This is a genomic window from Anaerohalosphaeraceae bacterium (genome assembly GCA_037479115.1).
Taxonomy (GTDB): Bacteria; Planctomycetota; Phycisphaerae; order Sedimentisphaerales; family Anaerohalosphaeraceae; genus JAHDQI01.
Window position 1 is genome coordinate 49,440 of the sequence record JBBFLK010000014.1, and the last position, 12,952, is coordinate 62,391.

The window sequence follows — 12,952 nt, forward strand, 5'->3', positions numbered from 1 at the left end:
TTCCCGCGAAGGCGGGAATCAATGCCTTTCGGCATAGTTTCGCCGGACTGCTCTCCATGTTCCAACCAACCGGTCTTTGAAGACCTAAAACGATTCTACCGGAACCGACTCCATCAAACCACTCCAAATCGAACCGTCTTTTTCGCCATTTTATGCCGGCTTAAGATAAAGCCGGAACCCCTTTGACAGACCCTCGCGGCAAGGGTATTGTTTTCAGAGAATAACAATCAGAAAAAAACGGGATCCATGGCGGACGCTTTTAAGAAAGTGGTGTTCTTATACGCCCCGAGTGAAGACCGGGGACTCTGGGACGGGGTCGTTGAATACGCTTCGGTTCACCGCAGATGGCTTCTGTATTCCCCGCTGCTGCTTCAGTTTGAGGCCGATGAGGAGGAAATCTATCGATGGCTCAAACAGGTGCGGCCTGACGGACTGATTGTTCCCAACTCCCGAGAAAACCTGGGCAAAATCCTCCGGCTTTCCATCCCGACGATTCTTCATCGGAATGTAAAGCCCCGACTGCCGGGCCGGCCCGCTATCGTCGGCAATGGAGAGCGCATCGGGAAAATGGCCGCCGAGCACTTCCTGAAACTCGGATTCAAAAACTTCGGCTCTTATATCTGCGCCGCGCATGTGCCGATGCAGGAGCGTGCCGAAAGTTTTGCCAAATACCTTCGGGAATCCGGCTTTGACATCCGCGTTCTGGTCAGACCCAGGCCCGGCAATCTCACCTCCTGGAACCGGGAGCTGCTGATTCTGGCCGACTGGCTCAAATCCCTCCGCAAGCCCGCGGCCGTATTGGCCGGCGATGATACGCTGGCTGTTGATGTTTTGACCGCCTGCCGGATTGCCGACCTTCTGGTCCCGCAGCAGATTGCCGTGCTGGGAGTCAATAACAACCGGACAATCTGCGAAACGCAAATTCCCCGCATCTCCAGTGTGGCACTCGATTACAGGAAGGCCGGGTTTGAGGCCGCCGCTCTTCTGGACCGGATGATGAATAAACAGCCCCTTCCGCGGGACCAAACGGTTTTGATTGAACCGACCGCCGTCATCCCCCGACAGTCCACCGACTTTAGCGCCATTGAAGATTATGAAATCGCCAAAGCCATGACCTTTATCCGCCACCATTCAACGGGGCGGCTTCAGGTTTCCGACGTGGCCGCCCATGTGCACCTGTCGATAAACGCCCTGCAGAAGCGGTTTAAGAAAGCCGTGGGCTCATCGGTGGCGCGGGAAATCAGACGGGTCTGTGCAGACCGAATCGCCGACCTGCTGATTCATTCCGACTTGTCCATAGAGGAAATCGCCCTGACCGTCGGATTTTCAAACCCCAGCCACATCGCCCGATTCTTCCAAAAAGCCAGAGGAATGTCTCCCCTGGCTTTCCGCAGACAGTACAGCCCCCGACAAGAACGCTGACTTCCCTGGAAAAAAGAACTGCACACAACCTTTTGAGGGAAAAAGAACAGAAAAAAACATCCACCCCCCATTCCAAATCAAGTATTACCAAAAATGTCTGTGCGAAAAAGCATGGCCGGAACCTGATTTGAGGTATTGTTCAAACTTTGCGGCTTTCAGGTCATTGTCAAATCGAATGACAACAACAACTTTCCACGGTCTGAATTTGGCTGTATGCGGTGATTTCCCGGCGTTATGTTCCTCAAGACGTTTCGTCAAATCAGAGGTGAGCCCGATATACTTTTTGTCGGGTTCCGTCAAACTCTCGAGCAGATACACATACTTCATTCCGATTATCCCAAAAAGAAAAGTCCTGCTTCGCTGAAGCTACGCAGGACATCCTCCATAGCTCGCCTACGGCGAGCGACGGAGGATGGAGGCGGGGGGATTCGAACCCCCGTCCCGAGACATTTCCAGTCCGGCATCTACATGTTTAGTCGTCTGTTTGGGTCTCGCTTGAGCGGACGCCAAACGACCGGCTTCCGCTCTCGCCAGTTCACTGTTGTCTCGCTGTCGGGCCGTGAACGGAGCCCTTCAGCCAGCCCGCTGAGCGGCGTTCGCGTCAGTCCCGCGGGCAGGACCAACGGAACGGACTGCGTCAGTTACGCAGCCATTGCATACTGGTAGTTGCCAGTTATCTTTCGCAGCGGATGATTAGGCAGGCCAACCGCCATCCTGCACATGCAGCCGAACCTTCTACCTGTCCGGTCGATTCCTTTCGCCCCCGATTCACTTGTCAAAGAAACTGCTATATATTATAGCAAATCCGCCCCTTGAAAACAACATCGGTCTTCAGCGGCTCTGCCTTTCCGCCAGGCGCATCCACTCGTCCAGATTCCCTTTGAGTTCCTCCACGGTCATCGCCGCACAATGCCCATCCCAAAAACTCACATTCGCCCTTTGTCGGCTGTGGCGAAACGCCGCTGTCCCGTAAGTCTCAAAACCCAACCATTCCTCTCCGGTTTCTGTATATTTATCGCACCCCCACCAGTTAAACCACCAGTCCAGGGCGTCCGCCATACACAAAATCCGCCCGCTCTGACGCAGCAGCCGCTCCCGGATGGAATCCTGGAAATAATACACATGGGCATTCAGCCCATAGCTGCGGTCCATCGCATAGAGCCCTTCCTCCGGATTTTTCAGGGCAAACGAGGCGGAAGGACAGATATATTTCCGCTCATACGAAGGTTTATACTCCTGGATATTCTGCGGAAAACGACGGATTTTGTATTCCTCCGTTAAAAACGGCAGCCCGATTCGGCCGCGAAACTCATCCAGCGTAAACCACGGCCGCATAATCGGGTCCTGAACCGAAATCGGAAGCAGGTATCGTGTTTCCGTAAAATACCCATAAAAAGCAAACGTATAATTTTTCATCAGCGACTTGCAGACAATCGAACGCCCCGCTTCCCGGGCCTGACGCAGAGCCGGCAGAAGCACACCCACCAGCAGGCTTAAAATCCCGAGCACCGCCAGCAGTTCGATGAGCGTAAACGCATTGTGCCGCCGTGTTTCCATTTCGACCGTCCTTTCCGGCCTATCTTGTTTTCTACGAACCGCACAAGGTGCCGGTTTGTCAAAAACGCCGGCCGCGAAGAATGGAAATCAACAGCCAGATGCCGATGGCCGCCGCCGTCAGATACCCGATGACCCCCAGGGCCTCCAGCGTCATCAGCCCCAGCACAGTCCCCTCCTGAGCCACCAGCAGACTGGAGCCGATCAGCAGCGCCGCAATAATAATGGCAAACGACATCCGATTGGAGCTGTTGTCCAGCGTCCGCTCCAGCTGCTCCAGATGCTCATGATGAATATGAATCCGAAACTGCCCGCGGCGCACTTTGTTCAAAATGGCCGCCGCATCCTCCGGAAATCGGCCCGCCAGCTCCCCCGCCCCCTGCGCGGCCTTGCCCAGCTGACGGAGAATCCCGCTGGGTTTCATCGATTCGAGCATAAACCGCCTGGCATACGGTTTCAGATGCTCAATAATCTGAAACTCCGGGTCCAGCCCGGTCGCAAACGATTCAATGGTCATCAGGCATTTCAGCATCAGCGTAAAATCACGCGGCGGCTGGATATGATGCGACCGGATAATCTCAAAGCCGCGTCCGATCGCCTCTCGAAACGGAATATCCTTCAGCGGAAGGTGCGAATAGGTGTCCAGCAGTTCCTCCAAATCCCGCCGCAAATCCAGCACATCCGTCTGTTCCTCAATCATTTCAGCCCGCTCCAGCCCCTGCAGAACACGCGTCACATCGCCGCTGACAATCGACAGCACAATCGCCTGCATCAACTGACGGTCCGGACGGCTCAGCCGGCCCACCTGCCCGAAATCCAGCGGGGCCAGCACATTGCCCTTCATCACAAAGAAATTCCCCGGGTGCGGGTCCGTGTGGAAAAAACCGAAATCAAAGACCTGCTTGAGCACAAAATCCGCGCCGCGCCGGGCGATTTCCTTTGTGTCGTATCCTTCCGCCGCAAGCCGTTCCACTTGAGAGGGCTTGATGCCCTCGATAAACTCCATCGTCAGAATACCCTCGGAGCAGTATTCCTCAAAAACCTCCGGCACGTGCACGGTCGGGTCGTCAGCAAAATTCTGCCGGAAGCGCTGAAGATTTTTCCGCTCGCGGGATAAATCCACCTCCTTGAGCACCGCCTGAGCAAATTCGCGAACCATTCGCTGGGGGTCGATGGCCTGTCCGTTCCGCAGACGCCCTTTCAGCAGCGCCGCCAAATCCTCCAGAATCTCCAATTCGGTTCGAATCACCCGAACAATGCCCGGCCGGCGGATTTTCATCGCGGCTAATCGGCCGTCTTTCAGGCACACGCGATGCACCTGAGCAATGCTGGCCGCCGCAATCGGATACGGCTCAAAGGTCTCAAACAATTCCTCCGGATAGGCGCCCAGCTGCTGGCGAATTTCCTGTCGAATCGTCTCCGGTTTTTCCGGCGTCACCTGGTCCTGAAGCCGCTCCAGTTCATCCACCAGCTCCGTCGGAATCAGGTCCGGACGGGTGCTGAGCAGCTGCCCCAGCTTGATAAACGTCGGTCCCAGTTCTTCCATCGCCAGGCGAATCCGACGGGCCGGGGAGGTCTGTGCCAGCTCTTCCCGCCGAGCCGTTGGAAATCCTTTCGACCCCAGCCCCACCCGAAATCGGCGCGCGATGATTCCGGCGGCCTCCTCAAAACCGTACTTAATCAGTACGGACATAATATGCCGATACCGCGCCAGATGAGCGGCGGTTCGCTTGACTCGGTAAAACAGACCCCGCAAACCCGTTTCCCCCTTTTATTTTTTGAGGAGCTGGTCGATTTTCTCTTCCAGACGCTTGAGGTCTTCTTTTGTCGCCAAAGGCATCTGCGTCAGGACCTTATGAAGCTGTTCTGAAATGATTTTCTCCAAATCGGCTCGGCTTTTTTCCGCCAGCTCCAGAATCTCTTTCACAAAGCCGCTTTTCTCCTCGCGTTTGGCCTTGCCCTTCTGAACATACTCCTCGAAAAGGGCTTCCGCCCGTTCCTTGGTCATGCTCATCGCCCCCAGCCCTGCCAGAAACAATTTATCGAGTGTCTCAAACATTGTCCGCTCCTTTCTTTTTGGAAATGACCATTCAGAAATTCCAACAAATGAAGTCCGTTTTAAACTATTATATCGAAAAACCGGTTCGGGGACAACTTCTAACCGAAAGACCGATAAGAATCTTCCGTGTTTGCCTTTTCTCCCGCACGAAAAAAGGGATTTTGCCGTAAAAGAAGCAATAAAAAGGGGTCAAAAGCCGACAATTCCTAAATGAAAGACAGACAAACTCCGGAATGCTTACAGGAGTATTGATTTTCCAAGCGGCTTGATGTATAATGAAAATACTGTTATTTGCAGGGCTTTGGGAAATGGTATGACGCCGATTTTAAGGATAAGTTTTTTTCTCTTGCTCGGCTGTACGCTTTGGGGGGGTATCCGAAACGGCGGCTTTGAGATACCGGATCCGAATATAACCGAGTGGTGTATTCCTCCGTGGGGATGGGAACGCGCCAGGGACAATGCTTACGGCGACTGCTATGCCTCGCTTCACCGCTACCTGATTCCGAATCCTCAATACGACCGAAGCAAGCAGGAGGTCAAATGGTCTCTGCCGGGTCCGTATGAAGGCCGTCGCTTTGTGGTGCTCTCTACCGGCGACCTCGGAGAGGAATCGGACCCCCATATCATCCATTCCACAATCCGGCAAACCGTCACGTTTCTGCCCGGACAGCGGCTCTCCGGGGCCTACTTTTTCGGCACCTGCGATTTCCTTCAATACAACGATTACGGAAAAATCTACCTCAAGCCGGTGGACCCAAACAGCGGCCTGCCGGATGAAATCGTCCTGGCCTACTGTGACGTCAAAATCGTCGGCGATTTCAAATCTACCAATACCTGGATTCCTTTCCAGTATGATTTCACGGAACAAACCGCCGGAACTTATGAGCTGATTTGCACCGTCAAAGACGTACTGGATACCATTTACAAAAGCTATCTGGCGGTGGACGGCCTGTCCGTCTGCACGGTTCAGCCCGGCGACATCAATCAGGACTGCTCCGTAGATGCCAAAGATTTTCAAATCCTCTCCAGCGCCTGGCTGAGCTGGTGTCCGGACCCGAATGCCTTCGACCCCAACACCCTCCTGCCCAAACCCGATTATCCCATCGGCATCATTCCGCCCGGCTACATCTACGACCCCAACCTGATTGACCCCAACTGTCCCTGTCCCAAGGCCGACCTGAACAAAGACTGGTTCGTGGACAGTCTGGATTTAATGATTCTGACCGACAACTGGCTCAAGAACGGCAACTAAAGGGTTTCAGACCGGCGGAGGTTCGTCTATACCAGCATCAGAATCACCCGGCCGGTCTGATACACCAGCAGGGTAATCAGGTAAGCCAATCCCGTCAGACCGGCAAACTGAAAAAGGGCCCACTTCCACGTCCCGCTTTCCCGGCGTGTTACCGCCACGGTTGCTATACACGGCGTGCTGATTAGACAAAACAGCATCACGCAGAATCCCTGCAGCGTGCTGTAGTCTTCGCGGATATGCTCCCGCAGCCGCTCCAAATCCTCCTCCCCGCCGAGCGAGTACACAATGGACAGCTGCGAGACAAATACTTCCTTAGCCATGGCGGCCCCAATCATCGCCGTGCCGATTTTCCAGTCAAACCCCAGCGGACGGATCGCCGGCTCCATCCATTTGCCGATGCGTCCGGCCAGAGAATACTCCAGCTCGACACGCTCCGTCTGGGCCTCCTCCGCGGTCAGGAGCTCCTGCGGAGGACGCGGATACCGCGTCGCCGCCCACATTACAATCGACAGGGCCAGAATCACCGTCCCCGCCTTGCGCAGATACAGCCAGCCCCGGTCCCACATATGCAGCAAAAGCCCGCGCAGCGTCGGCAGCCGATACGGCGGCAGCTCCATCACAAACGGGACCGACTCGCCTTTCAGAAGCGTGCGGCGCAGCAGACGCACGCACACAATCGCCAGGACAATGCCAATCAGATAAATCAGCCACATCATCGGTCCGCGAAGCGCCGGCGGAAAGAAGACCGGAATCAGCAGTCCGTAAATCGTAATCCGGGCCCCGCAGCTCATCAGCGGAATCACCAGCATTGTCGCCAGACGCGTCCGCCGCTCCTCCAGAATCCGCGTCGCCAGAATCGCCGGTACCGAACAGCCGAACCCAATCAGCATCGGAATAAAACTCTTGCCGTGCAGCCCGATTCGATGCATCAGCCGGTCCATAATAAACGCCGCCCGCGCCATATAGCCGCTGTCCTCCAGAAACGCAATCCCCAGAAACAGCAGCAGAATATTCGGCAGAAACACCACCACGCCGCCCACCCCCGCAATCACCCCGTCGATCAGAAGAGATTTGATTTCTTCGGAAACCCCCTCCGGCCAAAACCGCCCGACCATCCGGGCCAGAAATGTAAAGCCGTCCTCCAGCCAGCCCTGCGGCCAGGCGCCAACCTGAAACGTCAGGTAAAAAACAAGGTACATCAGAACGGCAAAAATCGGCAGCCCTGCATACCGATGCGTCAGAACCGCATCCATCCGGTCGCTGAAATCCCGCCGCTTCAGAACCGTCTGGCGGACCGTTTCCTGACAGGCCCCGGAGATAAACCCATATCGGCGTTCCGCAATCAGCACCTCCGGCGACTCCCCGAAAACCGCCGCCAGATGTCGGCGGATTTCATACAGCACATCAGACACTCGGGGCGACCGAATCTGGTCCTGAATCTCCGAATCCCCTTCGAGCAGCTTCAAAGCCGTCCAGCGCCGCCCGTAAGACCGGATAAGAGGATGATTTTCCTCAAGCACAGATTCAATCTTTCCAATCGCCTCCTCCAGTTCCGGACCGTAGCGAATCTCCGCGGGCACCGGACGCACCTGTTCGGCACAGCGCAAAATCGTCTTCTTGAGCTCGTCGATTCCCTCCCCTTTCGTCGCCGTCAGCGGCACAATCGGAGCCCCCAACAGAACACTCAGCTGCTCCAAATCAAACTCCAGCCCCCGCTGCCGCGCCACATCGCTCATATTAAACGCCAGCACCAGCGGCACCTTCATCTCCATCAGCTGCACCGCCAGATACAAATGCCGCTCCAGATTGGAGGCATCCACCACGTCCACCACCACATCCGGCTTCTCCTGAAGCAGGAAACGGCGGGCCACCAGCTCCTCCATCGAGTAGGCCGTCAGACTGTACACACCGGGCAAATCCACAATCCGCAGCGTCCGCCCATCGGCCCGGCAGATACCCTCTTTCTTTTCCACCGTCACGCCCGGATAGTTTCCGGTATGCTGACGCGTGCCCGTCAGGGCGTTGAATACCGTCGTCTTTCCGCTGTTCGGATTGCCCGCCAGCGCCACCAGCCATTCCGTCTTTTTTTCGAATGTGTCCATCGTTCGCTCTACAAAGGTGCTACTTGGAGTTTTTCCGACATCCCCCGCCCCAGCACAATCTTGGTATTCTTCACCTGCACAATAATCTGCCCGCGAAAATCGTTCCGCAGCACCTCCAGCGGAACATTCGGCACCAGCCCCATCCCGGCCAGCCGCAGCGTCAGCCCGTGTCCGCCCGCAATCCGAACCAGCCGGACCGTCTGTCCGGCCGGCACCTGGGAGAGAAACCGCACCGATTTATCCGCCGGAGATTCCATAGACGATTCCATTTATTGTTCCTCTGCTTTCTGGGTTTTCTGTTTCTGCTCCTGAAGACGAAACTTTCTGAACTCCGCCGTCCAGTCTTTTCCCTCAAACGAACAGCGGTTCAAAAACTCAATAAACACCACCAGCCGCTCAATAACCTCCGAGCCGAGCGTATGTTCCGCCCGGCAGGCCGCCTCCTGCGAAAGCCCCTCCTCCAGCCCGAGCACTTCCGTAAAAAACGAATGCAGAACCTGATGCCGACGAACCACACGCCGAGCCAGCCGCCCCCCCTCCTCCGTCAGACGAACCACCCCATACGGCTCATAATCAATCAGCCCCTTCTGCGCCAGTGCACGAAGAGCCCCGGTCACAGAGGCCCTCGTAACCCCCAGATGTTCGGCAATATCCTTGCTGCGGGCCGCCGACTTGGCCGACAAAAGATTAAAAATCGCCTCCAGATAATCCTCCAGCGAAGCACTCAGTTGTTCGTGTTCCGTTGTTTCCATCGGCTTTTCCTTAAAAATTAGGATTACTTAACATAGTTAGTCTTTCCTAACTTGTCAAGCGTATTTTTAACTTATTTTTTGCAAAGCACTTACACCCGAAAAATGCGGCAGACGTATTGAAAAAACCGGATTTTCTGCTTTACGAGCGTGTTTCTTTAGACGATAATTTTTTCAAATCAATTCGGTCTTGAGGAAAAAACCATGTGCGGAATCGTAGCATATTTCGGAAATAAACCGGCCCAGCCCATCCTGATTGAAGGGCTCAAACGGCTCGAATATCGCGGATATGACTCGGCCGGCATTGCCCTGCTTGAAAACGGAACCTTTCAGGTCACCAAAAGCCCCGGGCGAATCAGCAGCCTCGAAGAGATGCTGGCGGACCGCCAATCCCCCGCTACCGTCGGCATCGGACACACCCGCTGGGCCACGCACGGGCGGCCCAACCAGGTCAATGCGCACCCGCACGTGGACTGCACCGGAAAAATCGCCGTCGTTCACAACGGCATTATCGAAAACTACGCCACGCTCAAAAAATGGCTCCTGAAAGAAGGCTGCACCTTCCAGAGCGAAACCGACACCGAAGTTGTCGCCAACCTCATCGGCTATTTCTATCAAAGAAACCAAAACCGCAACGGTCAGCTGGCCCCCCACGGCTGCAACCGGTTTGAATGGGCCGTCCAGCAGGCCCTCAGCGAAATTTACGGCACCTACGGGCTGGCGATTCTCTGCGCCGACTGTCCGAATGTGCTTATCGGGGCCAAAAAAGGAAGTCCCCTGATTCTGGGCGTTGGAAAAAATGAGTTCCTCATCGCCTCCGACGCCGCCGCCATCGTCAAGCATACCACCCAGGCCATTTATCTGGCCGACGGCGAGATGGTCATCGTGGAGTCCGGCGGCTTCCAAACCAAAACCCTTTCCAACGAAGAAGTCCAGAAAGAGCTCAAAGAGATTGAAATCTCCCTGGACCAGATTGAACTGGAAGGGTTCCGCCATTACATGGAAAAGGAAATCGCCGAGCAGCCGACGGCGCTGGAAACCTGTCTGAACGGCCGCGTGGACCTCAAAAACGGCCGCATTATTCTCGGCGGCATTTCCAACTATCTGCGCGAACTGACCCGCGCCAAACGCATTATCCTGACCGCCTGCGGCACCGCCTGGCACGCCGCCCTCGTCGGGGAATTCCTCTTTGAGCAGCTGGCCCGAATCCCCGCCGAGGTCGAATACGCCAGCGAATTCCGATACCGCAACCCCATCCTTGAAGAAGGAACGGTCGTCATCGCCATCAGCCAGTCCGGTGAAACCGCCGACACGCTGGCCGCCGTCGAACAAGCCAAAGAACGCGGCGCCCTCGTGCTGGGCATCGTCAACGTCGTCGGCTCTTCCATCGCCCGCTTGACCGATGCAGGCGTGTATCTTCGCGTCGGGCCGGAAATCGGCGTCGCCAGCACCAAGGCCTTCACCGCTCAAGTCGCCGTTTTGGCGATGCTGGCCATCGAGCTGGGCCGCCGCCGGCATTTGAGCGCCGACACCGTGCACAATCTCCTGCAGGAGCTGACCTCCATCCCGCAGAAAATCAAACGCATTCTCCGCCAGTCCGAGGCCATTCGCCAAATCGCCGACGCCAACAAAGACCGCGAAAACTGGCTCTTCCTCGGACGCGGCTTTAACTACCCCGTGGCCCTCGAAGGCGCCCTGAAACTCAAGGAAATCAGCTATATCCACGCCGAAGGGCTTCCGGCCGCCGAAATGAAGCACGGCCCCATCGCCCTGATTACCGACAAGATGCCCGCCGTCTTCATCGCCACACGCTGCTCGCAGTATGAAAAAATCATCGGCAACATCGAAGAAGTCCGCGCCCGCGGCGGAAAAACCATCGTCGTCGCCACCGAAGGCGATGAGCAAATCAAACCCTATGCCGATTATCTCATTCCCATTCCGGAAACCTGCGAACCGCTCCAGCCGATGCTGACGGTCGTGCCCCTCCAGATGCTTGCCTATCACGCCGCCGTCCTGCGCGGACACGACGTGGACAAGCCCCGCAATCTGGCCAAAAGCGTCACCGTCGAATAAAACGAATAAAAAAAGGTGCACACGCATCCGGTTCGGCTTATAATCCCAAAGAGGCAGGTTCGAACTCCAAGGGCTTCCGAGAGGCGAACGGAATGGAAATCTGGACAATCCAAAAACTGCTGAACTGGATGACGGCGTACTTCACCCAAAAACAGCTGGACAGTCCCCGGCTCAGCGCCGAACTGCTTTTGTGTCACGTGCTCGGTCTGCAGCGGATTGAACTGTACACCCTTCACGACCGAGTTGTTCAGCAGCCCCAGCTGGGTCAGCTGCGGGACCTGGTCAAGCGGGCCGCCGAACACGAACCCATCGCCTATCTGGTCGGGCGGTGCGAATTCTACTCGCTGTCCCTGAAAATCACACCGGACTGTCTGATTCCCCGCCCGGAAACGGAGCTGCTCGTGGAAAAAGCCGTGGAGTTTCTCCGCAGGCGGCCCGCACCGCGGCAGGCCCTCGATTTGTGCACGGGTTGCGGGTGCATTGCTGCCGCACTGGCCAAAAACTGCAAAGACCTCCAGATAACCGCTGTCGATATCTCCGAAGCCGCCCTGGCCGTCGCCACCGAAAACATCCGTCGGTACAACCTGGAGCCGTCCGTGCGGCTGCTGTGCGGCAATCTGTACGAGCCGCTCATCGAGGAACTCGACGGCCCCTGCTTCGACCTGATTGTCTCCAATCCGCCGTACGTCAGCGATGCTGAATATGAAAAGCTGGCCCCGAATGTGAAAAATTATGAACCAAAACAGGCCCTCTGCGGCGGGCCGGACGGGCTGGACTTTTACCGACGCATCCTCGAACAGGCCGGGCGGTTCCTCAAACCGGACGGCGCCGTCATGCTCGAAATCGGCTATGAACAGGGCCCGGCCGTCAAACAAATGCTCGAACAAAGCGGCCTCTTTGCCTCCGCGGAAATTCAAAAAGACCTGGCCCAAAAAGACCGCATCGCAATCGGCAGGCGATAACCCGCTATTTCAGACCGAAAAACGCGATGCTGTTGGCCGTCATCTTCCGGGCAAACTCCTCCAGCGGCATCCCATAAAGCTCCGCCAGTTTGGCCGCCGTATGAACCAGCAGGGCCGGCTCATTGGGCTGAATGTGCCGAACCGGCTCCGGCGAAAGATAGGGGCAATCGGTCTCAATCATCACCCGTTCCGGCGGCATCATTCGGGCCGACTGACGCAGCAAATCCGCCTTCTTAAATGTAAGAATCCCCGTGAAGGAAACAAAATACCCGCGTCGGAGCACCTCCTCGGTCTCCTGCGGGCTTCCGCTGTAGCAGTGAATCACCACCTTGGACAGACGGTCTCGATACTCATCCAGAATGGCCAGTGCCTCCGGAAAGGCCTGACGGATATGAACAATCACCGGCTTGTTCAGCTCCGCCGCCAAATCCAGATGGGCCCGAAACATCCGCCGCTGATTGTCCGCAGCGGAATGAAGATAATGATAATCCAGCCCTGTCTCGCCGATGGCGACGACATGCGGATGAGCGGCCGCCTGCCGAAGAAGCTGCAAATCCTCCGGGGAGATTTCGTCCGCATGATGCGGATGATAGCCCACCGCCGCCCACAATCCTTCGGTTTGCTCCGCCCGCTCCAGAGCCCGGCGGTTTTCTTCCGGACTGGTGCCGACGGTAATCCAGCGGGTCACTCCCGCCTGCCGGCTGCGGGCCAGCACATTTTCCAAATCCTCCCACAGCGGAGAATACGTCAGATGTGCATGAGTATCGACCAGTTCCATC

Annotated in this window: 11 protein-coding genes and 1 other RNA gene; 4 read left to right on the forward strand and 8 right to left on the reverse strand. The window is 56.3% G+C overall.

Features of this window, described 5'->3' with window-relative positions:
* Positions 1-246: 246 nt before the first annotated feature.
* Positions 247-1,422, forward strand: coding sequence for a DNA-binding transcriptional regulator (locus tag WHS88_08145; protein MEJ5260143.1), 1,176 nt, complete (start codon positions 247-249; stop codon positions 1,420-1,422).
* Between the two features lie 410 nt (positions 1,423-1,832).
* On the opposite strand, the gene ssrA is transcribed toward WHS88_08145, so the two are convergent.
* The 4 genes from ssrA to WHS88_08165 form a co-directional block, all read right to left on the reverse strand.
* Positions 1,833-2,187: a transfer-messenger RNA gene (ssrA, locus tag WHS88_08150) on the reverse strand.
* Positions 2,188-2,253: 66 nt separating this feature from the next.
* Positions 2,254-2,979 carry a type II secretion system protein gene (locus WHS88_08155; GenBank protein MEJ5260144.1) on the reverse strand — a complete coding sequence of 242 codons (726 nt, stop codon included), beginning with the start codon at positions 2,977-2,979 and terminating at the stop codon, positions 2,254-2,256.
* 58 nt (positions 2,980-3,037) lie between these two features.
* The gene (locus WHS88_08160) at positions 3,038-4,732 is read right to left on the reverse strand and encodes an AarF/ABC1/UbiB kinase family protein (protein ID MEJ5260145.1); all 1,695 of its coding nucleotides are present in this window, start codon (positions 4,730-4,732) and stop codon (positions 3,038-3,040) included.
* Positions 4,733-4,747: 15 nt separating this feature from the next.
* Positions 4,748-5,035 carry a phasin family protein gene (locus tag WHS88_08165; protein ID MEJ5260146.1) on the reverse strand — a complete coding sequence of 96 codons (288 nt, stop codon included), beginning with the start codon at positions 5,033-5,035 and terminating at the stop codon, positions 4,748-4,750.
* 313 nt (positions 5,036-5,348) lie between these two features.
* Here WHS88_08165 and WHS88_08170 point away from each other — a divergent pair, with 313 nt between their 5' ends.
* Positions 5,349-6,287: a hypothetical protein gene (locus WHS88_08170; GenBank protein MEJ5260147.1), complete on the forward strand. Its 939-nt coding sequence runs from the start codon at positions 5,349-5,351 to the stop codon at positions 6,285-6,287.
* A 26-nt stretch (positions 6,288-6,313) separates the two neighbouring features.
* Here WHS88_08170 and feoB read toward each other — a convergent pair whose 3' ends face one another.
* The 3 genes from feoB to WHS88_08185 are packed head-to-tail and all read right to left on the reverse strand — an operon-like array spanning position 6,314 to position 9,141.
* Complete coding sequence (feoB, locus tag WHS88_08175; protein ID MEJ5260148.1) at positions 6,314-8,389, reverse strand: ferrous iron transport protein B; 2,076 nt, start codon at positions 8,387-8,389, stop codon at positions 6,314-6,316.
* 8 nt (positions 8,390-8,397) lie between these two features.
* Positions 8,398-8,658 (reverse strand): FeoA family protein, encoded by a 261-nt coding sequence (locus tag WHS88_08180; protein MEJ5260149.1) that lies wholly within the window; start codon positions 8,656-8,658, stop codon positions 8,398-8,400.
* The gene (locus tag WHS88_08185) at positions 8,659-9,141 is read right to left on the reverse strand and encodes a metal-dependent transcriptional regulator (protein MEJ5260150.1); all 483 of its coding nucleotides are present in this window, start codon (positions 9,139-9,141) and stop codon (positions 8,659-8,661) included. It lies immediately after the preceding gene.
* A gap of 201 nt (positions 9,142-9,342) precedes the next feature.
* On the opposite strand from WHS88_08185, the gene glmS reads away from it, so the two are divergent.
* The gene (glmS, locus tag WHS88_08190) at positions 9,343-11,211 is read left to right on the forward strand and encodes a glutamine--fructose-6-phosphate transaminase (isomerizing) (protein MEJ5260151.1); all 1,869 of its coding nucleotides are present in this window, start codon (positions 9,343-9,345) and stop codon (positions 11,209-11,211) included.
* A gap of 92 nt (positions 11,212-11,303) precedes the next feature.
* Positions 11,304-12,173: a peptide chain release factor N(5)-glutamine methyltransferase gene (gene prmC, locus WHS88_08195; GenBank protein MEJ5260152.1), complete on the forward strand. Its 870-nt coding sequence runs from the start codon at positions 11,304-11,306 to the stop codon at positions 12,171-12,173.
* A 4-nt stretch (positions 12,174-12,177) separates the two neighbouring features.
* Here prmC and WHS88_08200 read toward each other — a convergent pair whose 3' ends face one another.
* Positions 12,178-12,951: a TatD family hydrolase gene (locus tag WHS88_08200; protein MEJ5260153.1), complete on the reverse strand. Its 774-nt coding sequence runs from the start codon at positions 12,949-12,951 to the stop codon at positions 12,178-12,180.
* Position 12,952 lies beyond the last annotated feature (1 nt).